The 25,942-nt window shown below is 37.6% G+C and carries 26 protein-coding genes; 14 read left to right on the forward strand and 12 right to left on the reverse strand.

Going from position 1 to position 25,942, the window contains the following annotated elements:
• Window positions 1-6: 6 nt before the first annotated feature.
• The 3 genes from PCY70_RS03770 to alaS form a co-directional block, all read right to left on the reverse strand.
• Window positions 7-1,452: an aldehyde dehydrogenase gene (locus PCY70_RS03770; protein WP_010168553.1), complete on the reverse strand. Its 1,446-nt coding sequence runs from the start codon at window positions 1,450-1,452 to the stop codon at window positions 7-9.
• A 92-nt stretch (window positions 1,453-1,544) separates the two neighbouring features.
• Entirely contained in the window at window positions 1,545-2,618 is a 1,074-nt protein-coding gene (locus PCY70_RS03775) for a glycoside hydrolase family 117 protein (protein WP_305768497.1), read from the reverse strand.
• A gap of 118 nt (window positions 2,619-2,736) precedes the next feature.
• A complete protein-coding gene (gene alaS, locus PCY70_RS03780; protein WP_305768498.1) occupies window positions 2,737-5,406 on the reverse strand; it encodes an alanine--tRNA ligase in 2,670 nt (889 codons plus the stop codon).
• A gap of 357 nt (window positions 5,407-5,763) precedes the next feature.
• Between alaS and PCY70_RS03785 the strand changes: the two genes are divergently transcribed.
• The 4 genes from PCY70_RS03785 to PCY70_RS03800 all read left to right on the forward strand — a co-directional run bounded on the left by PCY70_RS03785 (window position 5,764) and on the right by PCY70_RS03800 (window position 9,054).
• Window positions 5,764-6,624 carry a M15 family metallopeptidase gene (locus PCY70_RS03785; RefSeq protein WP_305768499.1) on the forward strand — a complete coding sequence of 287 codons (861 nt, stop codon included), beginning with the start codon at window positions 5,764-5,766 and terminating at the stop codon, window positions 6,622-6,624.
• A gap of 126 nt (window positions 6,625-6,750) precedes the next feature.
• Window positions 6,751-7,617 (forward strand): aldo/keto reductase, encoded by an 867-nt coding sequence (locus PCY70_RS03790; RefSeq protein ID WP_305768500.1) that lies wholly within the window; start codon window positions 6,751-6,753, stop codon window positions 7,615-7,617.
• 12 nt (window positions 7,618-7,629) lie between these two features.
• Window positions 7,630-8,703 (forward strand): Gfo/Idh/MocA family protein, encoded by a 1,074-nt coding sequence (locus PCY70_RS03795; protein WP_305768501.1) that lies wholly within the window; start codon window positions 7,630-7,632, stop codon window positions 8,701-8,703.
• Window positions 8,704-8,715: 12 nt separating this feature from the next.
• Complete coding sequence (locus PCY70_RS03800) at window positions 8,716-9,054, forward strand: DsrE family protein (protein ID WP_305768502.1); 339 nt, start codon at window positions 8,716-8,718, stop codon at window positions 9,052-9,054.
• A 56-nt stretch (window positions 9,055-9,110) separates the two neighbouring features.
• On the opposite strand, the gene PCY70_RS03805 is transcribed toward PCY70_RS03800, so the two are convergent.
• From PCY70_RS03805 to PCY70_RS03840, 8 genes are all read right to left on the reverse strand, one after another.
• Complete coding sequence (locus PCY70_RS03805) at window positions 9,111-10,448, reverse strand: L-fucose/L-arabinose isomerase family protein (protein ID WP_305768503.1); 1,338 nt, start codon at window positions 10,446-10,448, stop codon at window positions 9,111-9,113.
• A gap of 28 nt (window positions 10,449-10,476) precedes the next feature.
• Complete coding sequence (locus PCY70_RS03810; protein WP_305768504.1) at window positions 10,477-11,331, reverse strand: class II fructose-bisphosphate aldolase; 855 nt, start codon at window positions 11,329-11,331, stop codon at window positions 10,477-10,479.
• 151 nt (window positions 11,332-11,482) lie between these two features.
• Entirely contained in the window at window positions 11,483-13,276 is a 1,794-nt protein-coding gene (locus tag PCY70_RS03815; protein WP_305768505.1) for an FAD-dependent oxidoreductase, read from the reverse strand.
• 92 nt (window positions 13,277-13,368) lie between these two features.
• A complete protein-coding gene (locus tag PCY70_RS03820; RefSeq protein WP_305768506.1) occupies window positions 13,369-14,160 on the reverse strand; it encodes an EcsC family protein in 792 nt (263 codons plus the stop codon).
• 52 nt (window positions 14,161-14,212) lie between these two features.
• On the reverse strand, window positions 14,213-15,469 hold the full coding sequence (gene lysA / locus PCY70_RS03825; RefSeq protein ID WP_330697044.1) for a diaminopimelate decarboxylase: 1,257 nt from the start codon (window positions 15,467-15,469) through the stop codon (window positions 14,213-14,215).
• A 149-nt stretch (window positions 15,470-15,618) separates the two neighbouring features.
• Window positions 15,619-16,101, reverse strand: a complete 483-nt coding sequence (locus tag PCY70_RS03830) for a hypothetical protein (RefSeq protein ID WP_305768507.1) — start codon at window positions 16,099-16,101, stop codon at window positions 15,619-15,621.
• Window positions 16,094-16,567: a tRNA adenosine(34) deaminase TadA gene (gene tadA / locus PCY70_RS03835; protein WP_305768508.1), complete on the reverse strand. Its 474-nt coding sequence runs from the start codon at window positions 16,565-16,567 to the stop codon at window positions 16,094-16,096. The genes PCY70_RS03830 and tadA overlap by 8 nt, the downstream gene beginning before the upstream one ends.
• Before the next feature lie 100 nt (window positions 16,568-16,667).
• A complete protein-coding gene (locus PCY70_RS03840) occupies window positions 16,668-17,018 on the reverse strand; it encodes a hypothetical protein (protein ID WP_010166486.1) in 351 nt (116 codons plus the stop codon).
• Between the two features lie 213 nt (window positions 17,019-17,231).
• Here PCY70_RS03840 and PCY70_RS03845 point away from each other — a divergent pair, with 213 nt between their 5' ends.
• The 10 genes from PCY70_RS03845 (at window position 17,232) to PCY70_RS03890 (ending at window position 25,092) form a co-directional block, all read left to right on the forward strand.
• The gene (locus PCY70_RS03845) at window positions 17,232-18,104 is read left to right on the forward strand and encodes an ABC transporter ATP-binding protein (protein WP_305768509.1); all 873 of its coding nucleotides are present in this window, start codon (window positions 17,232-17,234) and stop codon (window positions 18,102-18,104) included.
• Between the two features lie 324 nt (window positions 18,105-18,428).
• Window positions 18,429-18,575 carry a hypothetical protein gene (locus PCY70_RS03850; protein ID WP_305768510.1) on the forward strand — a complete coding sequence of 49 codons (147 nt, stop codon included), beginning with the start codon at window positions 18,429-18,431 and terminating at the stop codon, window positions 18,573-18,575.
• Window positions 18,565-19,200, forward strand: coding sequence for a hypothetical protein (locus PCY70_RS03855; RefSeq protein WP_305768511.1), 636 nt, complete (start codon window positions 18,565-18,567; stop codon window positions 19,198-19,200). The genes PCY70_RS03850 and PCY70_RS03855 overlap by 11 nt, the downstream gene beginning before the upstream one ends.
• On the forward strand, window positions 19,187-19,555 hold the full coding sequence (locus PCY70_RS03860) for a hypothetical protein (protein WP_305768512.1): 369 nt from the start codon (window positions 19,187-19,189) through the stop codon (window positions 19,553-19,555). Before PCY70_RS03855 ends, PCY70_RS03860 begins: the two co-directional genes overlap by 14 nt.
• A gap of 132 nt (window positions 19,556-19,687) precedes the next feature.
• Entirely contained in the window at window positions 19,688-20,212 is a 525-nt protein-coding gene (locus PCY70_RS03865) for a hypothetical protein (RefSeq protein WP_305768513.1), read from the forward strand.
• A gap of 174 nt (window positions 20,213-20,386) precedes the next feature.
• A complete protein-coding gene (locus PCY70_RS03870) occupies window positions 20,387-21,094 on the forward strand; it encodes a hypothetical protein (RefSeq protein WP_010166502.1) in 708 nt (235 codons plus the stop codon).
• Complete coding sequence (locus PCY70_RS03875) at window positions 21,066-22,118, forward strand: hypothetical protein (protein ID WP_305768514.1); 1,053 nt, start codon at window positions 21,066-21,068, stop codon at window positions 22,116-22,118. Before PCY70_RS03870 ends, PCY70_RS03875 begins: the two co-directional genes overlap by 29 nt.
• 6 nt (window positions 22,119-22,124) lie before the next feature.
• Entirely contained in the window at window positions 22,125-22,958 is an 834-nt protein-coding gene (locus PCY70_RS03880) for a hypothetical protein (protein ID WP_305768515.1), read from the forward strand.
• Between the two features lie 144 nt (window positions 22,959-23,102).
• On the forward strand, window positions 23,103-23,759 hold the full coding sequence (locus PCY70_RS03885; RefSeq protein WP_305768516.1) for a M15 family metallopeptidase: 657 nt from the start codon (window positions 23,103-23,105) through the stop codon (window positions 23,757-23,759).
• Between the two features lie 94 nt (window positions 23,760-23,853).
• Window positions 23,854-25,092, forward strand: coding sequence for a uroporphyrinogen decarboxylase/cobalamine-independent methonine synthase family protein (locus PCY70_RS03890; protein ID WP_305768517.1), 1,239 nt, complete (start codon window positions 23,854-23,856; stop codon window positions 25,090-25,092).
• A 54-nt stretch (window positions 25,093-25,146) separates the two neighbouring features.
• Here the strand turns inward: PCY70_RS03890 and PCY70_RS03895 are convergent, their stop codons facing one another.
• Window positions 25,147-25,776 carry a DUF3879 family protein gene (locus tag PCY70_RS03895; RefSeq protein ID WP_305768518.1) on the reverse strand — a complete coding sequence of 210 codons (630 nt, stop codon included), beginning with the start codon at window positions 25,774-25,776 and terminating at the stop codon, window positions 25,147-25,149.
• Window positions 25,777-25,942: the final 166 nt, after the last annotated feature.

Consider the following 25,942-nt stretch of genomic DNA (forward strand, 5'->3'; position numbering starts at 1 on the left):
AGCTTATTAATAATTATAATTTAGATATACCATTTTCTTTTGAAGATAGCCTTCAAGACCATACTTACCATCTTCTCCACCTAAACCACTCTTTTTATATCCATTATGGAAACCATTTAATAATTCACCATTTTCACGATTAATATATAGCTCTCCAAATTCAAGTTTTTGAGTAGCAATCATAGCATTTTTTACACTATCAGAGAACAAATAAGCAGATAAGCCATATTCGCAGTCATTTGCATATTTAATAGCTTCTTCCAAAGAAGAAATCTTCATCATAGCAACCATAGGTCCAAAAATTTCTTCTTGCATCAAAATATTTTTATTATCCGAAACTTCTAATACAGTAGGATAGAACCAATTTCCCTCAGCTGTAGGTACATTGTCCGCAGTCATTTCGTAAACTACTTTTCCACCTTGTTCAATAGATTTTTCTTTCATTTCTTTAAGCTTTGCAACTTCTGCTTTCGAAACTTTTGGGCCAATAGTGGTATTGGCATCAGTTGGATCGCCAACGATATATTTTTTAGAATGTTCAACAAACTTATTTTTAAATTCGTCATATACTTTTTCATGAACATACATTCTCTCATTACACGTACAAATTTGACCGCAGTTATCATATCTAGCCACAGCTGCACATCTCGCCGCTTTATCAATATCAGCATCATCCATTACAATAAATGGTGCTTTTCCGCCAAGCTCCAAATGCACATCTACAACATTTTCTGCAGCAGCCTTAAATACTTCAATTCCAGCTCCCGTAGAACCAGTCAATGTTACCAACTGAGTAATTTCATTTCTAACAAGAGCATCTCCACAAACGCGTCCAGAACCGGTTACAAAACTTAGAACGCCTTTTGGAATAGAACTCTCTTTTTCAATAAATTCAGCAAATTTCATAACTGTAAGTGGAGTCTCAGAAGGAGGCTTAACTACCATCGTATTTCCACAAACAAGAGCATTACCGATTTTTCTTGCAGCAAGAGCAAGAGGGAAGTTCCAAGCTACAATACCAACAACAACTCCATAAGGAACTCTAGTAATAAATGCATGCTCGTTTTCTAATTCGCTTGTTATAACTTCGCCTTCTACACGTCTTGCAGATTCCACTGCATAACGTAAGAATTTAGCTGAGACTGCCACTTCACCTTGCGCTTGGGCTAAAGTTTTGCCATGCTCGTTTGTCAATAATTTTACAAGCTCATCACTATGTCTATCAATAATGTCTGCAAGTTCACTCACATATTCTGCTCTTTTAACAAAAGTCAGACTTGCCCATGCGTCTTTTGCCGCCTGCGCTGCTTCTAAAGATACTCTTGCATCTTCTTTTGAAAAGCTTGGTACTGTTCCAACTAATGAACCGTCATATGAACTGGTTACTTTGATTACCGCACCATCAGCCGCAGAAACTAATTTGCCATCTACTAAACATTTTAATTCTATCATTGATATAAACTTCCCTTCTAAATTAGCAATTAATAAATTAAGATAAATTTCGATATCACAACAAATAATTTTTCTAAATCGAATACAATTTATTATTCGTATTTTTTTCTAGCAGCATAAATATCACGCTGTTTAGTATTGATATCAAAACGAACTAAGCAACCATAAGGACATCCTGGTTTGCCCAAGCTATGCGACATACCCCATTTCATCCCCTCTAAAGGATCATCTGTGATAATTTCGTCTGGTCTATATGGACCACAAGCTTCAGGTCCCCCTTTAATTACTGACATGATTTGAAAATTAATACCATCCTCTGCAAACTGTAAAGTATTTTTTTCAACGCCATCAGTTCTTAAAAACGCTGCCATACCTTCTTTATATTGCCATAAACAAGTTTCATGCCCCGAATTAGTTATAGGATTATACTCGCTTCTAATATAAGGTCCCTCTATGCTATCAGCGATAGCTACACCCCATTTAGTTTCGCGACCTCCCATGAATATTTCTTCACCCATAGGCTCACCTTTGTAATACAGATAAAACTTGTCTCTGTAATGGAATAATAAAGGATCATGCACTTTATGACTATCAAAGCTACCTTTTTTCTTTACTAAGAAACGGTTGTCCTCTTCAGTATCCCAAATTCCATCGCCAGTTGGACGTAAAATCGGCTCATCAGACTTTTGGAAAGGCCCTAGAGGATTATCACTCCACGCAATAGCGATGTTTTCAAAACTTCTATTTACATATGGGTGTTGTACTGTTTGATATACAAGATAATATTTTCCATTATACTTCATAACTTCAACAGTAAAGACACTTCTATCGTCATATCTACCAGCTTCACCACGAGTTACTGCCACGCCCTTTTCTTCCCAGACATAACCATCTTCCGATGTTGCAACCCAAATTTCAGAATAATCCCAAGGAAAAACTTTGGCATTTAAGTCTCCTGTATTGAACCCTACATGAGGGCCATAAGACTTAGTGTAATATACATAATATAGATTATCTACTTTAATTATACTACTAGGGTCACGTCTGTGAACACCTTCTTCTCTTTCGAGACCTTGGATCGGTTTTTCTACAAAATCACAAAACCATTTAGGTGATTGAAAATAATTTCTTTCTTCTGCTCGAATTGTTGCCAAACTTTTTTTCATGCTTTCCTCCAATTTTTTTTTAGAAATCTTAGACCTTAGTCCAATAATTCCAAAAATTAGTATACCAGCTATTGACCATAAGTGTCAATCAAATATTAAAAAAAACTTTAATTAATAATTACGTTATAAACTCTTTGATCACTTCAATTGCTTTAGTGAATAATTCTTTGATTTTTGTTGGATCTCTCCCATTTCCTTGGGCAATGTTAGCTCGCCCTCCGCCTTTACCATTAACAATCGGAGCCAGTTTTTTAATGATCGTTCCACAATTAACCCCTTTGTCTACCAGATCATTTGTAGTCATGGCCACTAAATTTACTTTCTCTTCTACAATAGACATAAGAAATATAATGCAAATCTTTAGGCGATTTTTAAGCATATCACCCATTTCCTTCATTTCATCAATACTCTTACCATCCACTTGAGTAACTAACACTTTAACATCATCTATATCAACAGCCTCATTAACACGGCTTTCCACAATCATTTTATTTATTTCAGTTTTTAATTTTTGATTTTCTTTTTTGGCACTATCTAGAGATTCAACTAAATTCTTTACTTGTTTAACAACTTCTGTTTTTTGACATTTTGTCATTATAGCAATTTCTTCAATTTGATTTTCTATCTCTTGACCGTGCTCTACTGCTATTATTCCAGTTATTGCTTCAATTCGTCTAACTCCAGCAGATACCCCTGACTCAGACAATATTTTAAATAAACCAATTTGTGACGTATTTGTCACATGAGTTCCACCACAAAGCTCTATTGAGTAGCCCTCCATATCCACAACACGTACAACATCTCCATATTTTTCTCCAAATAACGCAATAGCACCTTGTGTTTGTGCATCAAAAAGCGACATTTCAGAAGTATCTATTTCAAGTCCTTCGAAAATCTTTTGATTAACTAATCTTTCAACTTTCTTAATTTCTGATTTTTTAAGTGCTTCAAAATTCGTAAAATCAAATCTCAATCTATCTTTATTTACGCTAGAACCCGCTTGCTCAACATGATTTCCAATAACTTCTCGCAATGCACTTTGTAATAAATGCGTAGCACTATGATTTCTACTTACTGATAAACGCACTTCTTGATTTATTTTTAAATTAACATTTTGATGTCTATCAATATACCCCTTTACAATTTCTACTCTGTGTATAATACATCCATGAATATCTTTTATAACTCTAGTAATCAGACCTTCTCCTGTTTCCGAAGTAATAGTCCCTATATCACCTACTTGTCCACCACTTTCTGCAAAAAATGGAGTTTCCGCTGTTGCAATATACCTTATATCATTTAATTGAGCAACATGCTCATATACTATTCCTTTTTCTTCAGACACGTCTATAATCGCTATAATACTAGTATCTAATTCTCGAGTAACATATCCTCTAAATAAAGAGGGGTCCGCTAAAGTAGGGTCCACTTCTATTGTTTCAAGTACATCCATCTTAGTGCCCATGTAAGTGTATTCACTACGAGCTGCCCTTGCTTGCTCTTTTTGAGCTTGCATTTTTTTATAAAATCCTTCTTCGCTTACCTTAAACCCTTCTTCTTCTACAATTTCACGAGTTAATTCAAAAGGAAAACCATAGGTATCATATAATTTAAAACATTTCTCATCATCAAGAATAGTTTTATTTTCTTTTATCATTCTTTCTATATATCCACCAAGAATCCCTAATCCTTCTTTGATTGTTTTTTCAAAATTTCCTTCCTCCATAATTAAAGCTCTTATGATAGACCTCTGTTGATCTTCTAATTCTGGATATTCATTTCCATATATTCCAACAACTATACTAACCAAGTTTGCGAGAAATTGGTTTTCAATTCCCAATATTCTTCCATGTCGCATTGCACGTCTAATTAAACGACGTAAAACATATCCACGACCTTCATTAGAAGGGTGCACTTTATCTGCTAACATAAATACAATAGAACGCATATGATCAGTAATTACTCTAACCGATACATCATCATCTTTGTTATCGCCATATTCAATACCTGCAAACTCACAGACTTTGTCTCTAATCACTTTTATTGTATCAACATCAAATAAAGTAGGAACCCCCTGCATGATCGCAGCAATACGCTCCAAGCCCATTCCTGTATCAATATTAGGAAACTTTAATGGATCATATGAACCATCTTCATTTTTATTATATTCTGTAAATACCAAATTCCAAAATTCTATATATCTATCGCAATCGCATCCTATTGTGCAACTACGACGTCCACAACCATACTCTTCTCCTCTATCATAATAAATTTCAGAACATGGTCCACAAGGACCTGTAGTTCCAACTTCCCAAAAATTATCTTTTTTACCCATATAAAAAATATGACTTTTAGGAACATGTTCTTGTTCATGCCAAATAGCCGCTGCTTCATCATCGTCCATAAAAACAGTAACATACAATCTATCTTTTGGTATTTTTAATACTTGAGTTACAAATTCCCAAGACCAACTAATAGCTTCTTCTTTAAAATAATCTCCAAAAGAAAAATTTCCTAGCATCTCAAAAAAAGTTCCATGTCTATCAGTTTTTCCTACATTATCGATATCACCTGTACGGATACATTTTTGACAGCTTGTCACTCTCTTACTAGGCGGAACTTCTTGCCCTGTAAAATATGCTTTTAACGGTGCCATTCCTGCATTGATTAACAATAAACTTTTATCATTTTCAGGCACCAAAGAAGCACTTTTTAATCTTAAATGTCCTTTTTTTTCAAAAAATCTTAAATACATTTCACGTAATTCATTTACTCCATAATACTTCATAATTTCTTCTCCTTATCTTGTATATTTTTCAAACCATCATCACATTTTATATTTCTCTGATCTGTCATAGTGAGAAATAATATGTTTTGATTTTATATTTCTCTGATTTTTCACGTCATATTTAAGAAACACTACGTTCTGTTTTTATATTTTTTTATTTTTCTGAATTTCGCCATATTTCGATAATATTCCGCAATATTTTATAATTTACCTAACTTTACCACATTTTATCCAGAAGCACAAGGATAATTTTAACATTTTTTCGTTTTTTTTTATTTTTATGTATTTTTGTTAATTTTCACCCCTTTTCAAGCAATAATTTTATGTATTATAATACATATAAAGGAGGTTTAAATTATGATAAAAAAAATATTGTTAATTTTAGCACTAATAATTGCACTAAATTTCTCTACATATGCAAATATTTTAGTTAAAGATTATACAACTTATTTTTCATTACGTGAACTTTTAGAACAAAATGGCTATACAGTTACTTATGAAGAATCAAAAAAACGTATTTTAGGAAGCAAAGAAGATAGTCTGGTACGATTTAGAATAGGGCATAAAGAATATTATATCAACGCACAGCTTTATACTTTAGAGCACGCACCCTTTATTCATTCCGATGGGCTCACCTATGTTTCTATAGATACTTTACTCGGAGATAATACAATTTTTTTAGTATCTGATCTTTCACCTATAATAGATCTCATACTCAATAAATCTCTTCCTAATGAAGCTTTGGCAGATAATTTATCTATGGTAGTTGTTACTTATCTAGATTATAACGCTACCACTCGAACTGGCATATTAGTCGTTCATAAAGACTTAGCCCTAGAGGTTATGGAAATTTTTCAAGAAATCTATGCTGCACAATTCCCTATTGCAGAAATCAGTCTCGTAGATAAATATGATGCAGATGATTACACCTCTATGATTCATAATAACACTTCTGCATTCAATTATCGCTTTATTAGCGGAACAACTGTTCTATCTAATCATGCCTTAGGCGAAGCTATAGACATCAACCCGCTAGTTAATCCTCATGTCATTCGAGGAGTTGCCTATCCCGCCGAGGGTGCTCCTTATATAAATCGAAATACTGCCGCAAAGGGAATGATCAAGGAGGGAGATGCTGTATATAACGCTTTTATCAATCGCGGTTGGAGCTGGGGCGGTCATTGGACTAATCCCGACTACCAACACTTCGAAAAATAGAGCCTTGCAATATCATCTCAAAAACCCTTATTATATACTTTACGGTTGATTAACTTCAATTACAAAATTTACTCTATTTACTTTACTCTATTTACTTTACTCTATTTAATAGGAAGGAATTTTTTTATGATTAAAACTGCTCTCGGTAAAACCGGAATGAATGTCTCCAAAATTATTTATGGTGGCATTGTCTCGATGAAAGATGGTCAAGAAAAATCTGATGAATATGTTGCATATGCCATTGATAATCATGTCAACTATTTCGACATTTCCCCCACTTACGGTGATGCCCAAGAAAAATTAGGCAAATCTTTACTTCCTTATCGCAAAGATATTTACCTTGCTTGTAAAACCAATAAACGCACCGCAGAAGAGGCAAAATACGAAATAGAAGCCTCTTTAGAAATGCTTGCAACAGACTATTTCGATGTTTATCAACTTCACAGCTTAATGAATTCTGCCGATACAGATAAGGCCTTTGCAGATGATGGACTTATGCCTTTACTTATAGACTACAAAGAACAAGGCATCATAAAAAATATTGGTCTTACTGTTCACAGCGAATATGCTGCCTTACGAGGGTTTGAACTATATGATTTTGATACGCTTCTATTTCCTACTAACTGGGCTCTTAATATGGCTAGAGGATTTGGAAATAAACTCCATGAACTGCAACAAGAGAAGGGGTTTGGCATGCTAGGCATGAAGGCTCTTATACATCGCGCTTGGTTAGATCCAACAGAAAAAGCGGCGTCACGCTTTCCAAAATCTTGGTGCAAACCAATTACTGATGAGCCGGAGTTCGCTATTGCTGCCTTAAGATATGCTCAAACCATCGGAGCAACATCGCTTGTGCCTCCTGGTAACTTCGAAAATTTTTCATTCTGCGTTGAAAATTCTGATGCAATAGCAAAACCCCCTACCGAGCACGACATTGCTTTACTCAAAAACAGGTTGTCCGATGCTCGTGGACATCTTATTTATGATCTATAAGGAGGCTTTTCAATGGTTAAATATATAGTTGTCGGATACGGCTGGCGGGCTCAGCTTTTTTATGACTTAGCCAAATATAGCCCCAACCAATTTCAAGTTGTTGCAGGTGTCGTGAAAAGCCAAGAACGCATCAACCAAATTAAACACGAACGCGGTATCTTTGCGACAGTCGATCTCGATCAAGCACTCAGCCTAAATCCCGATTTCGTAATTTTATGTATTCCACGTCCTATAATGAAAGATTACATTATACGATTGATGGAAAAAGGCGTTCCCGTTATGTGTGAAACTCCGCCCGGCAAAACCACTGCGGAACTCAATCAATTATATTTAAAACAACAACAACTGGCTGGCAAAGTACAAGTATTAGAGCAATATCACCTATGGCCATTTTATCAATCTTTGCTAAATATTACCAAATCCGGCATTATTGGTGAAGTGCAAAATATCACTCTTTCTGCACTTCATGGGTATCATGCTATAAGCATCTTTCGCAAAATCCTTGGAGTTGATATGCAAAACTGCTCTATTTTAGGGCAACAATTTATCCATCAGGTTACCAAAACAAATTCTCGCCAAGGTTTTTCGTATGATGGTGAAATTTTAGAACAAAAACGAGATCTTGTAACCTTTTCATTTGATGATGGTAAAGCGGCTATCTTCGACTTCACTAGCCATCAATATTTCTCTACTATACGCACGCGTCGCGTTACCATCCAAGGCACGCGCGGCGAGGTAAATGACATGACCGTGCGCTACCTTAACAAAGACAATAAACCTGTGCAAGAAGAAATCAATCTATATTATCTGGGTACTAACAATATTAGCGGCCTATATAATCACAGCGTTAGCCTTGGCGATAAAATTCTTTACGAAAATCCCACTATGCCTGCACGTTTTAATGATGATGAAATTTCTGTTGCTGATAGCTTGCTTAAAATGCGTGATTATCTTGCTGGCGGCGCCGAAGTATATTCTCTAAAAGACGGTTTGCAAGATGCATATTTATCCTTTTTAATGGAAGAATCTCTCAAAACTAAGCAATTAATTCAAAGTCAATCCCAATCATGGGCAACACACAATTAGGAGGCCACTACCTTGACAGATAAACTAAATATTTTATGGACCAATGATAATCCTCAAACTGCTCATTCTATGGTTTTTATGTATGCTACCAACGCTAAAACCCGAGAATGGTTTGATGAAGTAGAACTAATTATATGGGGCGCTACTGCAAAACTGGTTGCTGAGGATCCCGCGATCCAAGATAAAATCAAGATTGCGCAACGTGCTGGAGTGATCGTCAAAGCCTGCCTTGCTTGTGCGGATATGTTTGGCGTTACCGATACGCTAAAATCTCTCAACATCATCCTCGAACTGATGGGGGAACCTCTCACCAATATATTAAAAAGCAATGAAAAGTTACTCACAATCTAATTAACACAAAAAAATCTGCCTTTCCTTTATTATTAGGAGGCAGATTTTTCATTTATTTACAGTTCAATTACTTCAATATTTAGATGCTTTGCAATTTCGACCATCTCGTCTCTAACATCTTCCCAGACAACACTGTAGTGATGCGGTATGCCCTCTTCTATAATTCTAGCAACTGCCTCTTTTACCGGTGTGTTTATCTTCACAAGTGCCATTGTTCCTTTGGTGTGTATATCTGTATCTATTGCTTCACCCTTCATAACGAAAAGCTTGTATTTTCCATGAATATTACATAGTCTTGCAATAGTTACATTACCAGCCTTTAATGGCCCCCAAAGAGCTGTTCCTTGCCCTGCTAACGGATGATTTGCTAATGTGCTTTGGTACTTTTTATTGTGTAGCGATCCTGCCGCGTTTCCACAATGCCAAAATGTCATTGTATTTTCTTTTGGATCAATATTTATCATATCAGTTATAAATGTCGGTTGCTTAGTAAGCTGATTTTGAATTATCGCCGCTATCATCGCATCAATATCGCCTTCGCATCCAACGTGTACGCCATCATCTGCAAGTCTTCCTAGTACCCCACATGGAGTAGTTTTCAATTGCCCCATTTCTGGCCAGCATTTGATTGTTGCATAATGATAAGCATATTCACTTTGAATTTGCTTCATCGCAAGATATAGTCTAGAGTGATTTTCCCAATGTTCGTCTGGAATATCTCCCTGTAAATATGTCGCCTTCACAAATTCACGATCTTTATCTACTTCTTCTTGATCCAGTTGTTGCATTCTGTCAAAAATTACTTTAAGGTCGGTTTCTTCCATGCGAATTCCAAAAGTCTTTCTAATTAGCCCTTCATCAAATGCAGAGTTGTAAAAGGCAGTTGGACGATATCCATATAATCCCAAGCAAGTGTTTTTGAGAACTTTGATCACTCTATCGGCATTAACAATTGACTTAACTTTGTTTGCAGCTACCTCGTCTTCTTTTGAACCATAAACCGCATGATACGGTAATTCCAATCTATTCAACGAAGCCGCATTCATCGTCAGTGCCACAAGCGCATTTGCGTATAGACGATCGTTTTTGTCCCATTTCTCTTCATATGGTGCCCACAATATAACTGGTACACCAACTTTTTCTGCCATAGCGATCGAAATGTCATCTCCTGTGAATGCCCCATATACCATAACAATAATATCAACATTGGCTTTCTTCAGCTCTTCTGCTGCTTTATAAGTTATATCTGGAGTGTTAATTATTTGATCATATTTTACGATTTCTACGTCTTTTAAGTTTGCGTCTAACCATTCTCCGTACTCTTTGAGCCTTCTGCTTGGTAATTCTTCTGGCCATCTTCCAGACATTGTTGTAATAAACCCTACTTTATACATGAAATCTTCTCCTTTTATAATTAAAAAATTATTTTACTCTATTTTCAGATCCAGATAAACGAATAATATCTTTAATATCCTCAGTTAAGAGATCATTTGCTTTTTGAGATATTTTAAAAGAGTGACCATTTAGTTCTTCTGCAAGTGCTTTTGCATAGTGCTCAACGTATTTAAAACGAATATGCGTTCCAAAATTAATCTTTGCGACACCCAACTCTATAGATCTTTTGATTATCTCTTCTTTCATTCCTGTACAACCGTGTAAAACCAAAGGAATGTTAGTAAATTCACGAACTTTTTCCAGTACATCTAATCTTATGTCCGGTTCGCCTTTATAGTATCCATGCGCATTTCCTATCCCAATCGCCAAAGAATCTGGACTACATAGCTCTAAAAATCGTTTCACATCTTGCGGATCAACAACGTTTTTGTTCTCAATAGCATCGCCAAGTGCATCTAATCTTAGCAACTCGCCGATCTCTGCTTCTACTGGTACGTTAAAACATCGGCAAACATCCACAACTCTCTGAGTTAAAGCCGCATTCTCTTCTACTGGCAATTCAGATCCGTCTATCATTATAGAAGTACATCCGTCTCTCAATCCATCCATGCAAATTTCAAAACTAGATCCATGGTCTAAGTGTATTGCTACTGGCACATTAACTTTATTGGCACACCATTTTGCAACGTTTACAAAAAAGTCTTGCCCCGAGTATGCACCTGTCGCTACATAATGAGCCAAAATTATTGGTGACTTCATTTCTTCTGCTGCACGACAAATAGACCAGATAATATCATAATTTCCGCCTTGAGTATTGATTGCTGGAACTGCGTATTTATTATCTCTTGCGACTTCAAGCATTTCTTTAGATGTTACTAACATTAACTTCATTCCTTTCTATTTTTCAAATTTACAACAAAATAATTTTTGACTTATATAGTCTAACATATCCGTACAAATTTGACAATCCTAATTTTGCCATAAAAAAATAGCGAACTCACCAACTCAGTCCGCCATCTCATTCTCATTTTTTTTAGTTGCAGTACAATCGAATATCCGCAATTCTAGCGCTCTCGTCACCATACGTCTTAAGCACTGTCACTTTAACGGCATCGAAAGTGGTTACATCAAATTTATGATGGTTTACTCGTACAAAATTATCCTCTATCACAATTTCTCTCACTGCCACACCATCTTTTAAAAACTCAATTTTATAATCTCTTACCAACTCGGCTTGCATTTCTTCGTTGTTGCGCTTAGAATCTGTAATCCTTGTTGCAATATATTTGCTAAAGTTAGGATCAAATCGAAGCAATATTTCATTTGCTTGTGTTGGCTGCTCAAATGCTATCTCTATCCACTCACCAACTTCTCCCATCGGTGCTGAGATCCATTTATTCTCCTCTTCCTCTATGCGTCTTGCATACTCACTATTTACCTTATGCGGTTCCGCACCCTCTTTGTGGCTCGAAGCCGTAATTTTACATGCTCCATTCGATATAATATCGTCACTATCTTTTGTTGCAATACCCGGAAGAAATGCATCGTCTTTAAGCAGTGTTTGCTGAAGCTCATGAATATGCTCATTTACTCCGCGTGGCAATACTCCATATTTTTTTGCAATCGCTGCCGCTGTCCCCGCAGCTTGCCCTAGTACTGCACAAGTTCCGATAACCCTTGTCGAGCTCATCGCCATATGTGACGCGCTAATACAACGTCCTGCCATATATAAGTTTTCAATGTTTCTACTATATAAGCATCTATATGGTATTGTATATAAGTCGTTAACCGCAGAAAAAATTGACCCCGACCCCTTTTTGGCGGCTTCAGTCTTTGCTCTAATTCCTCCCACAGTGTGCGCGTCCATAGACCATCCGCCATAAGCTACCGCATCATCAAAAACTGTCGCAGCTTCCACGTCGTTTTGAGTCAATATATAATCTCCATACACTCTTCTAGATTCGCGCTTTCCTGGTACAGATCCAATCCAGTCTAATGCGTAGTTTTCAGCTTCTGGATACTTGCCACTATTTTTTACATAGTCAAATGCGCCATAAGCATATTTAAGCAATTCGTCACGAATATCTTCCGCATTCTCAATAGTATCAAGATCATCTCCGCCTACTTCAACCCACCAATATCCATTGGATACCTCATGTACATTACGTCTACCCAGCATATCCGCAGTGATTTCGTATGCCCAACTAGGACGGGTAAATTTTACAGGCTTTCCTGTATCGCGTGCCGTATATAAAATGGTACTTCCCATTGTATGGTTATCAGATACGTCTGGTGCTATGCTTTCACCATACACGTCTTTGCCTTCGCGTCCCATAGTCCAGTCGGCGCCGCTTTCGTATGCCAAGTTTGCATCTCCAGAGGTATCTATAAATTGTTGCGCATATAATCTAAATTCTTTGCCTGTAGTATTTTGAAATGCATTTATATAAATAATTTTATTATCTTCCACATGCGATGTTTGCATGCTAGTATTCAAATAAAGATCTATATTATCTTCTTCCATTACCATTTCCCAAGAAATATTATCTTGTACATTAAATGAATATTGCGGATTTACTTTTTTGTTTCTAAGCATCAGCTCCAAAATTACACCCGACTCAATTCCATTTTTAAACGCTACCGGAGTAGTTCTGCCTGCACCATTGATGCCAACTCTCACTTCAGAACTTGCATTGCCTCCCAATACTGGTCTATCGTGTACAAATGCAGTCATAACCCCATGTCTTGCCGCAGATATTGCAGCACAAATTCCTGCCATCCCTCCACCAACTACTACCAAATCATAATGCTTTTCTACTAATTTCATAGCAACCTCCATATAACTTAAAATGGTAGACTATTCGCCTACCATTTTATCATATCATAATATTATTACATTTTCTATATCTTTTGCTATTCTCAATAAATTTTTTCGTTCAAAGCTCGCGCACTCAAAAATCTTCTTCTATACTTTAGTTTTGCATACCCCAAAATTTTCTGAGTAAATACAGCGTCAAAAACTCCTCCCACTGCTCCTATTACAGGTACCCCCTGTACAAACTTGAGGTATAGCAATTCCATCGATAGCACATCAGACACTTTTTCAATCTCTGCTTGTCTACTATAATTATATGGCAACTTTGGATTCAACATAAAATCATTTAGCGCATTATTTTCTATAATTGCTTGTTCTCCATGTGCCAGCGCTGTCGAAATTATATTTAATATGAAGTATCGCTCTTCTTCTGTGTCATAGTTATAACCATATTGCAGCGCAATCTCATATATTCCTCTAAATACCATTCCCATAAAAATAGGAATATCTGGAAGCCCTATTCCCAAGATTCCCAGACTTACTCCCTTTACTCCAGAAATAACGGTGCTATATACCGCGGTTTTGGTCGCTCCTTGGTTTATCGCATTAACGCGCTTTCTATCTGCCACTACAGAAAAAGCATACTCATTGATTTTGTGTGTTTGCTGAATGCTTTCCTTATTATAAGTTTTTTCTATTACATTGGTACCTCTTTCAAATACGATCTCAAACGACTTTGCAAACGCCACATTAAGAGTATTTTGCAATTTATCAGGAACCTTTTCTGCTAGAAAGTCCTCCATTTTAGAATTCTTCTTTTTCGTTGCATTCTTTACAAATGTATCTTCTCTACGCAGTATACGTTTCCACTGTCTCTGTAAAACTTTATTCGCCATTTTTATCCTCCATCCCAAGAGAATTGTCACCTATTTTACTGGTACCGTTTAATTATAGCATACTTGCTATCAGGTCTTCAAATGTTTCTCGACGTCTAATCAAAACAACTTCTCCCGAAGACTTTAACAATACCTCCGCAACTCTCGGACGCTGGTTATATGAGCTCGACATCGCAAAGCCATATGCCCCCGCATCCATCAACCCTATTATATCGCCATACTCTGGCATCGGAAGCTCTCTGTCCTTTGCCAAAATATCTCCGCTTTCACATATGTTTCCTACCACCGTTACTGGATGCTTCTCCAAATCTGGATGCGCTCTTTTTGTGTAGAGCTCAATATCATGATGCGAATCATACATAATAGGTCGCGCCAACACATTAAACCCGATGTCGCATCCAAGGTATGTTGTCTCCGCATTTTGCTTTGTCCCCGTTACTGTTCCCAAAACTATTCCCGCTTCACATGCAATGATTCTGCCAGGCTCTATCTGAAACTGAATTTCACGGCCATAGTCTTGCGCAAACTCTTCAAACATTGTATCCATTTTAGATCCTAGCTCCACCAAATCTAGCGGCTGCTGATCTTCTTGCTTATGATATGGAATTCCAAATCCGCCTCCAAGATCAATAAATTCTAACGAGTCAAATTCTTTTGCAAACTCTAGCAAATTTGTTGTGCTCTCAATAAAAGCGCCGCTATCCATAAATAACGAGCCAATATGCTGATTGATTCCCACCAATGTTACATTATTTTCTTCCAATATTTTCTTAACGGTATCAAATTCTGCCATATCAACTCCAAATTTAGTCTTTTTTCCAGCAGTTACAACTTTTTGATGATGCCCTGCGCCTACTCCTGGGTTAAATCTTATAGCCACTTTGCTATTCGGATTTATTTTTGCATATAGCTGCAGTTGCGATATAGAGTCAACGCTTAGTAATACTCCCCTGTCTACTGCGTAACGCAAGTCTTCCTCCGTTGCGTTATTCGGAATATAAAACAGCTCTTTTGGCTCGAATCCCGCCGCTAATGCCATATATATTTCTCCAGGACTCATTGTATCGACGTGCAGTCCTTCTTCTTTTACAATCTTTAATAAACTTATATTCGTATTTGCCTTCACAGAATAGTGCGGTACAAAATTTTTATATTTTACAAGATTTTTGATTTGTCTCAGTCTACTTCTAAAAATGTCTTCATTATAAACATATAGCGGGCTGCCATATTCACTTAGCAATTCAAAAGGTGTAGTCATTTTAAAAAAATCTGTCTTTGCTGTATAATTTCCTATCATTGTAGTATACATAGTTTCCTCCAAAAGTTAATTTTCGTTCTACGGCTCATAAGTATATCACAAATATTGGCAAAAATCGAATTAATTTTTTATTTTATTGCCGCAATATCACACATAAAAAAAGACCTCACACAATTGTGAAGTCCTAATCCATTATTATTTTATGCAAGCACCGCCAAAAATCTATCATAATGATTAGCTGCCAGAACTTTAAAATATTCAATCGTACACAACAAAATCGTTGCTGGTTGCATAGTATTTTCATTGCCATGGAATGTCATCGATGTCATCAGATGGTTATCTGGCGTTAATACATATTTTACAGTCGGAAACTCAAACTGCAGTTGATTGATTACTCTAAGCATTTGCTCTCTTTTTTCCACTGGTACATCACGCAATACCAACGACTGCATTGTAATATATATGCTATCATTAAATATGATCATAAACTGCTTGTTTTCATCTTTAATCTTATATGCACTTCTAAAAATAATTCCGGTATCTACTTCCTCTTCCTTAAACATATTAATCGTATTCTTTTCTATTAAATAATCTCTAAAGACACGCGCTTTCTTATGTTTATTGGTTACTTCTACACCTTTATCAGGAATCGGAAGCTCTGTTACGTTATCCTTATCAGCCATTTTTTACACTCCTTATTTTGCGCATTTGTTTAAAATAGTTAGAAAGATATTGAGAACACTCTTGCTCTAAAATGCCCCGCTCTACAACGCATCTATGGTTAAACTCCTCTCGTTCTAGCAAATTTATAATAGAGCCTCCGCAGCCAGCTTTTACGCTATTTGCTCCAAAGATAACTCTTTTTATTCTTGCCTGCACGATCGCTCCTGCACACATCGGACATGGCTCGAGAGTAATATAGATAGCGCATTCTTCTAAGCGCCAGTCTTCTACCACTTTACATGCTTCACTTATTGCCAGTATTTCTGCATGTGAAATGGCGTTTTTATCGGTATTGCGCTTATTACAAGCTCTTGATATAATCTCGTCTTTTAATACTATCACGCAACCTATTGGGACCTCGTCTAGCAACAACGCATTTTCCGCTTCTTTGAGAGCCTCTTTCATAAAATAAATATCGTCTTTCATACTGTTAATATTCCTTCTTATCTTAAATTTTATGCAATAAACTTTCTAAAATAGAACAACTCTGCCATATACTATAGGCCACCATCTCCCCGCTAAAAGTTCATTGCCTTTCCAAAAGCACGAAGCTGATCCATGTATCCACCACCGCTGTCATTTCATCTGCTGTCCAACCATATGTACTATACAAGACCGTCGCCACTATTGCGCATCCAGACAGTATAAATGTAAACCACGACGAAAATTTTTTATACCAATTTGTTGCATCTTTTAATACAACAATCATAAATACAGGCAATATGGATATTCCTATTAACATGTTATTTAAAATTACCTCCTGGTTTATTATAAACCAATTTCTTATTTCTGGAAATACAATTACTAACGCTATACACATCGAAATCATCGACAACAACAATCCTCTAATTAAAGGCATCGGATTTAATATTTTCATTGATACAACCTCCCTTTTTTTTTTCATTATATCATATGTCACAAAACGGCTGCTAAGTAAATTTATGGTAACTAATACTCCGTTAAAACCCAATTTCGCGCACTTACAACGCCGCTTTTCTAATTATGCATAAAATCGAACTTTACAGGATATAATGAAATTGACCTAAAACCTTCATAAATATACAATAATCTCTAAAAGGAGGCATACGCCATGATAATAGAAATAACCAACGCCACTAAATTCTATGGCAAACATAAAGCTATCGATAATCTTTCTTTCAATGTAGATAAAGGTCGTATCCACGGTCTAATCGGTGTCAATGGCTCAGGCAAAACAACTCTTATCAAAGCATTGGTTGGTATTCACGAGCTCACTTCTGGCCAGATCAAAGTCTTTGGAGAACCCGTTTTCGAAAATCCCGCTGTCAAGGCTCGCATCGGTTACGTTGCCGACAGAAATCGTTTCTTCAAAAATTACACAGTCAACGCGCTCATCAAATTTTATTCCGAAATATATCCCAAATTTAGTATAAAAAAATTTGCCATCTACAACGACAAGATGCAACTGCCTCTAAACAGTCGCATCAACTCGCTCTCAAAAGGAATGCAAATGAGACTGTCGATCATGCTAAACTTATCGCGAAGCCCAGAAGTACTCGTGCTAGACGAACCCACCTCTGGTCTCGATGTCATTGCAATCAACGATGTCCTAAACTTTATCATTACAGAAGTCAACACCAACCAAATGACCGTGCTAATTTCATCGCATCATTTAAGCAAACTCAACGCTCTCTGCGACAACATCACAATCATTAATCACGGCAAACTCAATACACATACCCTACTCAACGAACATCAAAATCAAATAAAAAAGCTGCAAGTAATATTCACAACCCCCATTGACCTCTCTTCATTTGCAGCCGATACAGCAATTCTCGACATCCAAACTATCGGCAGTGTACATTACATCGTCACCAACAACCTGCCTCATATCGAAGCCAAAATCAAAGCTATCGGCGCCAACCTCTTGGAGGAGCTGCCAATGACTCTAGAAGAAATCTTCGTCTATGCCAACAAAAACTAGCTCCTATAACGCCCCGCTTCCCCCACTACATTCGTCGCAACTACATATTCGTATGCTATAATTTGGCTTACTCCCTCAGCTGCGGCTACCGATGAAAATTCTACCTCAGCTGCAGATGCTGATGAAGATTCTAGCTCAACTGCAGATGCTGATGTAGATTCTAGCTCAGCTCCAGATGCTGATGTAGATTCTAGCTCAGCTGCAGCTGATGAAAATTCTAGCTCAGCTGCAGATGCTGATGAAATTCTACTCAGCTCCAGATGCTGATGAAGATTCTACTCAGCTGCCGTTGCCGATGAAGATTCTATCCCAGCTGCGTTGCCGATGAAAATTCTATCAGCTCGTGCCGATGAAAATTCTAGTCAGCTGCCTGTTGCCGATGAGATTCTAGCTCAGCTGCCGTTGCCGATGAAGATTCTAGCTCAGCTGCCGTTGCCGATGAAGATTCTATCAGCTGCCGTTGCCGATTAAGATTCTATCTCAGCTGCCGTTGCCGATGAAGATTCTATCTCAGCTGATTGCTGATGAAGATTCTAGCTCAGCTGCAGATGCTGATGAAGATTCTAGCTCAGCTGCAGATACTGATGAAGAAAATTCTAGCTCAGCTGCAGATACTGATGAAGAAAATTCTAGCTCAGCTCCAGATACTGATGAAGAAAATTCTAGCTCAGCTACAGTTGCTGATGAAGATTCTAGCTCAGCTGCGCTGCTGATGAAGATTCTAGCTCAGCTGCAGATGCCAATGAAAATTCTAGCTCAGCTGCAGATACTGATGAAGAAAATTCTAGCTCAGCTGCAGATACTGATGAAGAAAATTCTAGCTCAGCTGCAGATACTAATGAAGAAAATTCTAGCTCAGCTACAGTTGCCGATGAAGATTCTATCCCAGCTGCGGCTAACGATGAAAATTCTACCTCAGCTCCTGTTGCCGATGAAAATTCTGTCTCAGCTGCCGTTGCCGATGAAGATTCTAGCTCAGCTGCCGTTGCCGATGAAGATTCTAGCTCAGCTGCCGTTGCCGATTAAGATTCTATCCCAGCTGCCGTTGCCGATGAAGATTCTAGCTCAGCTGCCAGATGCTGATGGAAGATTCTAGCTCAGCTGCAGATACTGATGAAGAAAATTCTAGCTCAGCTGCAGATACTGATGAAGAAAATTCTAGCTCAGCTCCAGATACTGATGAAGAAAATTCTAGCTCAGCTACAGTTGCTGATGAAGATTCTAGCTCAGCTGCGGCTACCGATGAAGATTCTAGCTCAGCTGCAGATGCCAATGAAAATTCTAGCTCAGCTGCAGATACTGATTCTGTCTCAGCTGCCGTTGATAAGATTCTATCTCAGCTGCTGTTGCCGATGAAGATTCTGTCTCAGCTTCAGCTGCAGATGCCAATGAAAATTCTAGCTCAGCTGCAGATACTGATGAAGAAAATTCTAACTCACATGCAAGAATAACTGGATTTGACAAAGAAAAATTTAGCTCATCTGCAGATACTGATGAAGAAAATTTAGCTCAGCTGCAGATACTAATGAAGAAAATTCTAGCTCATCTGCAGATACTGATGAAGATTCTAGCTCAGCTGCAGATTGCCGAATGAAAATTCTATCTCAGCTGCCGATGCTGATGAAGATTCTAGCTCAGCTGCCGCTGCTGATGAAGATTCTACCCCAGCTGCCGCTGCTGATGAAGATTCTACCCCAGCTGCCGCTGCTGATGAAGATTCTACCCCAGCTGCCGCTGCTGATGAAGATTCTACCCAGCTGCCGCTGCTGATGAAGAAAATTCTAGCTCAGCTGCCGCTGCTACTGATGAAGAAAATTCTAGCTCAGCTACAGATGCTGATGGAGATTCTAGCTCAGCTGCAGATACTGATGAAGAAAATTCTAGCTCAGCTGCAGATGCCAATGAAAATTCTGTCTCAGCTCCAGATGCTGATGGAGATTCTAGCTCAGCTCCAGATGCTGATGAAGAATTCTAGCTCAAGTGCAGATGCCAATGAAAAATTCTGTCTCACTCCAGATGATGATGAAGAAAATTCTAGACTCAGCTGCAGACTACTGATGAGAAGAAGAATTCTAGCTCAGCTGCAGATGCTGATGAGAAAATTCTAGCTCAGCTGCAGATACTAATGAAGAAAATTCTAGCTCAGCTCAGTTGCCGATGAAGATTCTAGCTCAGCTCCGTTGCTCAATGAAGAATTCTAGCTCAGCTGCCAGTTGCCGATGTAAGATTCTAGCTCAGCTCCAGATGGTGATTCTAATATTTTTATTATGTAGGAGGTTTCTATGACTTCATTAATTATGCAAGAACTTAAAAAACTTTGCGCTTTCCTTGTCCCTGCTGCCTTTTGGCTGATTGCTTTAGCCATTTGGTCTAGCAATGCTATCGTTACGTACAAAACTGCAAACTTTCCTGTGGCAGTAATATGGATTTTAGATTCAACCGAGCCTTATATTATGTTGACCATCATTGTGCTCGTATTTTTTCAGATTACCCCTGCTTCTTGGCGATCTGTTTCAGCTAAAATTTCGGCCACTACTATATTTTTTGTCGCAACCGCTATAATTGCTGTCAGCATTCTCGCCTTTGCATATTTTAACTATGCAACCGAGTTTTCTCAATTAGCTGGTGCGGCGGCCATAATCGAATTGGTTCTAATGTCTTTTTCTCTCATTTTCATTGTGGCTATATCCGCTTTGAGATGTTTTACTGTATATCTCATTTTTGCTACCGGACAATTTTTTAACACAGGCAGGGTGAACTCCATCTTAATGACCTCGCTAGTTTTTTCTGCGACCTTTGCCATTATCTTTTTATTACAAAATTTGTTTTATATCGATTTTACCGATATCTTTTTTCTCAGATCCAACAATATCTTCTGCAATATCATTTATATTTTGGTTATTTTTACCTGTTTAAGCATAATTTTTACCAAATCTAAGCAAATTGAGACTGGAGGTTACAATGAAGACGCTACTGAAGCACGAATTTAAAAACTTAACTACGTTTGTATTAATCTTTCTAATAGGCTCTGTTCTTATAGGCACTTCCGCAATGCTTTTGGGATCAAATCTCAAATTACAATATATTAGCAATTATGTGGCACACCCAGATCTTCATAACGACTTCTACTATCTGATAAGGGATCATCAATTATTGATAATTATATTCGTAATCGCTATAGTATACACTCAGTTTCGAGATATTAAGGATTCCAATATCTCCGAATTTATTTTGTCATTGCCATTTACCGCAAAGACAATTCTCATCTCCAAAATGATAGCAGGGGTATCGATCATTGCTGTTGCCGGAATAATTTTTACCTCATTTTTGGTTGGCACATATCTTTATACACTTCCAATATCCAACGAACTTTGGGCTGTATTGCCGGGTGGCGAAACTCTTGCCGATGCGTATAACGTATTTAGTATAGTGTCGATGACTTTTCGATTCACATTAAATATGGTTGCAGTCTATTTGTTTTTTGTTGCAGGACAGATGCTGATAAAACGTGCTGGTGCCGCTATCATCATTACGTTTTGTAGTGCTTGCGCCGTACCATATCTTTTCGGTTACTTATATGACCAGTTCTCGCATTACGCTTTTCAAAATCAGCTCGAAAATTTTTATCAATCTATAGTTCAAACATATATTTTTGCTATTGACAAAACACCCATTGCGTATGACGAAGCATCTTTTGTCTGGGTCCGTGTTCATAGATTGAGTTTTGAAGAAGTCTCTCTAATTTTCACCTGTCTCTTATTGATTAGTCTTTCGCTACACTTGGTTAATATAGTAGGATTTACCAGATTTAGCCATTTCACTTGTTCCAAATGGCTTGATGCAACTCTAAAAATAATGTTTACATTGTGTTTTGCGCTACTGCCATTCTACTATTCAATATTGTTTGGTCAAATAACTGGTATCATGCACCTGATTTTATCCGCAGTATTTGCCATCGCTGGATACCTCTTCATCAGTAAAATTATACGCAAAGATTTAGAAAGCGAGGTGTAGATCACTATGAAATGGATAACATTATTTTTAGGATTAACTGTAATTTCTCTCGGTATCAACTCCTATAATTTATATACTACACGCACTGTTCTCGCAGCTAACACAAACCGCAACTCGATGTTCGATTATAGCTTCACTCTGCAACATCCCAATGGCATTGTCGAATATGCTAGCGATCAAGATCCCTATGAGCTTCAAAATAAGATATACCAGTTTGCCGATTCTCATAATATCGACATATATAAAGGCCTCGACTACGAAGGCTACTCCTCTTTTTCCTTGGCATCTGATGATCTTGACGCAATTGCAAATCTGCTAGGCATCACAGCAGACCTCGCTTCGCCTTATGCAATCTACCATACACACGATTTTCGCATCCACATTATCAACTTCGATGCGGAGCGCGTCACTATAGTCGTCGAATTTAAAGTTGCCAATCCGGATATCAGTGTACTAAACAATCTATTATTACAAGACACCTTTGCATTAGCCAATATTTATCTCGGTGATCAACGCACTTTGTTGCAATACAACGAAATAACTGACGATGCCAATATGGTTATTAATGTGGAACTCCAAGATGCTACCGTCGTCCAAGTTGCTATATCCTCAGACTATTTTAGAGCAGACCAGACCGGCCTTACAGCCCCCCAAGCTGCGATGATCTCTGCTGCTCTAACGCAATTAGGACTCTCAGATGTCGATGCCGCGCTAAACCTAATTCAAGCAACTCTGCTAGATTCTAACTACTCGGGGTCCATTAGCAATACAAACTACGACATCCTCACTTCACCAGCTTCTGATGACTACAATGATGTCAGATTTACATTCAGAAAGTAATAAACTTTTTTTACCACCGTTACGGCAACCGCATCGGCTCCTGCAATACGCTTAGATACTCTCCTTGCATTATTTTATTTCAAATATACATTTTTTTCCTTTTCCGCAATACAATGATTATAGAAGATCATTTAGGAGGTATTTATGCAAAAGTTATTAGTATCATCTATATTTTTATATGCCACCATTTTTCCTATTGCTGGAACAGCAATGCTTTCTGCCGCAACACCAGAACTCTTCTCCATTACCGCCCCCGTAGCTCAGAGTTGGGAGCTGATTCTGATCAATGCCGCAAACCCCGTACCCGCCGACTACCCTCTCGAATTCGTTACATTATCTAACGGCAACAAGGTAGATAAAAGAATATATCCTTCGTTACAACTCATGTTTGATACTGCTCGTGCCGAAGGAATATTTCCTAGAGTCAATAGCGGGTATCGCTCACACTCAGAACAACAGGAATTATACGATGAGCGCATTAACATGTATCTTTCTCAAGGCTCTACTCTTGAACAAGCAAGAGATCTTACCAGCGGTTGGGTTGCGTTTCCCGGAACTAGCGAGCACGAAATTGCCATTGCAGTTGATATTGGCGGCGACTGGGTAAACTCTACCAGCGATGAAGTCTATGTCTGGTTTGCCAATAATGCGCATAAATTTGGATTTATTTTGAGATACCCTGAGGGAAAGTCACATATTACAGGCATCAACTATGAACCGTGGCATTATCGATATGTAGGTGATGTAGCAACAGAAATTTACGAAGCTGGCATTACGCTAGAGGAATATCTTCTTCGTTAATAGCCAACAGAACTTCGCGCACCTCTTGCAACGTCGCACAAATATGCTATACTTATCTTTCAATATAAAATTTATTTTGAAGGAGAGTTATATTATGTCAGATAAAGCGATTTTACGTCAACTTGCAACGCAATATATGGACATTGCCACACTTCCTATTCAACGAGAAACTCTAGACTTAATCAAAGCATTCAACCGGGGCGATAACACTCGTCCATTGGTGACCATTTTTCAGCTGCCTTGGAATGAACTCACTAGCAACAATGACTTTTTGAAGCTGCAATGTGAAGATAAGTTTTTGCGCAATCATGTGGAAGTATTTTTTAGACGAGAAATTTATAGATGGAATCATCATCAAACCGATATGCCTCTTGAACCCGTTCTTAAAATCCCTTTTGCAGCAACAGTTAGTAGATACGCTCCTAATGTTCAGCAAACATTGCTTGCTACCGATCCACAAAACAGTGTAAAGTCACACTCATATATAAATCAATTTCAGGACCTTGAGGATGTTGCAAAGATTAAAGATGTCACAGTTTCTTGCGACCGCAATCTATCAAAAGAGCGTCTAGACCTTGTTACTGCCATGATCGGCGACATCATCCCTATCCACCAAGAGGGTGGCGCATATATTCATACACCGTTATGGGATGTATTAACAGAGCTGATGGGTGTCGAAGAAATATACTATCAGCTAATCGACAATCCTGAACTTTTGCACGCACTAATGGATAGGCTTACCAATGTTACGTTATCTGGCTTTGAGCAAATTAATAAGCTACAATTAGCAAGTGTATCAAACAATTATTGCCATTGCTCTCCCACATATACCGATGAGCTTCTTCCAGATTTTGTTTCCACCAAAGAACCAGTAACGAAAAATGCTTGGACGTTCACGATGGCTCAGCTATTTAGTAGCACTTCTCCAGCCGTTACGGCCGAGTTTGAAATTCCCTATATTTCTAAGATAGCAGAAAAATTTGGCATGATCTACTATGGCTGCTGCGAGCGACTCGATGACAGACTTGACATTGTTCAAACGATTCCAAATTTACGCAAAATCTCCTGTAGTCCTTGGAGCAACAAGAAAAACTTTGCCGCAAATCTCAACCCAAAATTCATTATGTCAAATAAGCCTTCGCCAGCATTCTTAGCCATGCCAGACTTTGATGAAGCCTTTATCGAAAAAGACCTCATCGAGACCTGCGAGATTGCCAAGAGCCATGGTTTGCGTGTAGAATTTTTGTTAAAAGACGTTTCCACATTAAAAAATGATCCAAACAGGCTCGCTCGTTGGGCAAAGATCGCAATGAAAGTTGTCAATCGTTATTAACAGCAGCATAAAAAGAGTAGATACCTAATAGATATCTACTCTTTTCTTTTATCATTATATTTTTACATCTATCGAAACAGACGAGGATGAAGATGAGGATGAAGATGCGAATGCAGACGAGGATGATGTTAATTGTTCCCACGGGTCAAAATCGTCTAAAATAGCTTCATCAAAATAGTCGCCACTCTTCCAACCTGGATAATGAGAATCAATTTTTTCTCTATATAGCTTAATTGCTTCTCTTCTAAATTGAGCCAAAGTATATGTAGCAGACAGTCTTGTCTCTGGTTCAATCGTTTCTCTATAATCTTTATATGCCTGACTCAATTCTTCTCCATCTGTAAATCCTCTTCCCTCAGTAAATTCTCTGTGAACAATATCTATCATTTGTCTTTTGGCCTCATCTGATACCTTTATAATTTTTTGATAGCTACTAGGATCTTTCCCGTTAATACACATACTCCAATCCAAATCTGGTCTTTGCGCCGCTAATTTCTTTATATATGCCTCTGTATCTAAAAGTTCACTATCTACATTCATCTTACTCTTCGCATTCATTTTATTATTCAACGGATTTATAACATTAGGAAATTTTTGTGTTTTAGCGCCTGTTCCCATTATTGAATTGAAATTTCCCATGCTACCTTGAAACATTTGCATACGTGCTATATCATTAACTCGCATAATCCATCCTCCTAAAATAAATTGTTCTATAAATATAGATCGACTTACTTAATACACTTCTTAACATATTTTTTATCATTTTAACATTATTTATATTTTATCAAAAATATCTTTATGTTAAATATAATGTTTTATCATTATATCTATAAAAAGACACAAAAATAGG

The sequence above is a fragment of the Candidatus Epulonipiscium viviparus genome (assembly GCF_030708075.1).
Lineage (GTDB): Bacteria > Bacillota > Clostridia > Lachnospirales > Cellulosilyticaceae > Epulonipiscioides > Epulonipiscioides viviparus.

Excerpts from the sequence above, each read along its gene's own strand:
- PCY70_RS03840 (WP_010166486.1), bottom strand. The coding sequence starts at position 17,018 with ATGAAAATATTAAATCCGATGCCTTTAATTAGAGGATTGTTGTTGTCG.
- tadA (WP_305768508.1), bottom strand. The coding sequence starts at position 16,567 with ATGAAAGACGATATTTATTTTATGAAAGAGGCTCTCAAAGAAGCGGAA.
- PCY70_RS03895 (WP_305768518.1), bottom strand. The coding sequence starts at position 25,776 with ATGCGAGTTAATGATATAGCACGTATGCAAATGTTTCAAGGTAGCATG.
- alaS (WP_305768498.1), bottom strand. The coding sequence starts at position 5,406 with ATGAAGTATTATGGAGTAAATGAATTACGTGAAATGTATTTAAGATTT.
- PCY70_RS03890 (WP_305768517.1), top strand. The coding sequence starts at position 23,854 with ATGTCAGATAAAGCGATTTTACGTCAACTTGCAACGCAATATATGGAC.
- PCY70_RS03790 (WP_305768500.1), top strand. The coding sequence starts at position 6,751 with ATGATTAAAACTGCTCTCGGTAAAACCGGAATGAATGTCTCCAAAATT.
- PCY70_RS03815 (WP_305768505.1), bottom strand. The coding sequence starts at position 13,276 with ATGAAATTAGTAGAAAAGCATTATGATTTGGTAGTAGTTGGTGGAGGG.
- PCY70_RS03795 (WP_305768501.1), top strand. The coding sequence starts at position 7,630 with ATGGTTAAATATATAGTTGTCGGATACGGCTGGCGGGCTCAGCTTTTT.
- PCY70_RS03880 (WP_305768515.1), top strand. The coding sequence starts at position 22,125 with ATGAAATGGATAACATTATTTTTAGGATTAACTGTAATTTCTCTCGGT.
- PCY70_RS03875 (WP_305768514.1), top strand. The coding sequence starts at position 21,066 with ATGAAGACGCTACTGAAGCACGAATTTAAAAACTTAACTACGTTTGTA.
- PCY70_RS03850 (WP_305768510.1), top strand. The coding sequence starts at position 18,429 with ATGAAAATTCTATCAGCTCGTGCCGATGAAAATTCTAGTCAGCTGCCT.
- PCY70_RS03820 (WP_305768506.1), bottom strand. The coding sequence starts at position 14,160 with ATGGCGAATAAAGTTTTACAGAGACAGTGGAAACGTATACTGCGTAGA.
- PCY70_RS03845 (WP_305768509.1), top strand. The coding sequence starts at position 17,232 with ATGATAATAGAAATAACCAACGCCACTAAATTCTATGGCAAACATAAA.
- PCY70_RS03830 (WP_305768507.1), bottom strand. The coding sequence starts at position 16,101 with ATGGCTGATAAGGATAACGTAACAGAGCTTCCGATTCCTGATAAAGGT.
- lysA (WP_330697044.1), bottom strand. The coding sequence starts at position 15,469 with ATGTATACTACAATGATAGGAAATTATACAGCAAAGACAGATTTTTTT.
- PCY70_RS03805 (WP_305768503.1), bottom strand. The coding sequence starts at position 10,448 with ATGTATAAAGTAGGGTTTATTACAACAATGTCTGGAAGATGGCCAGAA.
- PCY70_RS03810 (WP_305768504.1), bottom strand. The coding sequence starts at position 11,331 with ATGTTAGTAACATCTAAAGAAATGCTTGAAGTCGCAAGAGATAATAAA.
- PCY70_RS03770 (WP_010168553.1), bottom strand. The coding sequence starts at position 1,452 with ATGATAGAATTAAAATGTTTAGTAGATGGCAAATTAGTTTCTGCGGCT.
- PCY70_RS03785 (WP_305768499.1), top strand. The coding sequence starts at position 5,764 with ATGATAAAAAAAATATTGTTAATTTTAGCACTAATAATTGCACTAAAT.
- PCY70_RS03860 (WP_305768512.1), top strand. The coding sequence starts at position 19,187 with ATGGAAGATTCTAGCTCAGCTGCAGATACTGATGAAGAAAATTCTAGC.
- PCY70_RS03870 (WP_010166502.1), top strand. The coding sequence starts at position 20,387 with ATGACTTCATTAATTATGCAAGAACTTAAAAAACTTTGCGCTTTCCTT.
- PCY70_RS03885 (WP_305768516.1), top strand. The coding sequence starts at position 23,103 with ATGCAAAAGTTATTAGTATCATCTATATTTTTATATGCCACCATTTTT.
- PCY70_RS03775 (WP_305768497.1), bottom strand. The coding sequence starts at position 2,618 with ATGAAAAAAAGTTTGGCAACAATTCGAGCAGAAGAAAGAAATTATTTT.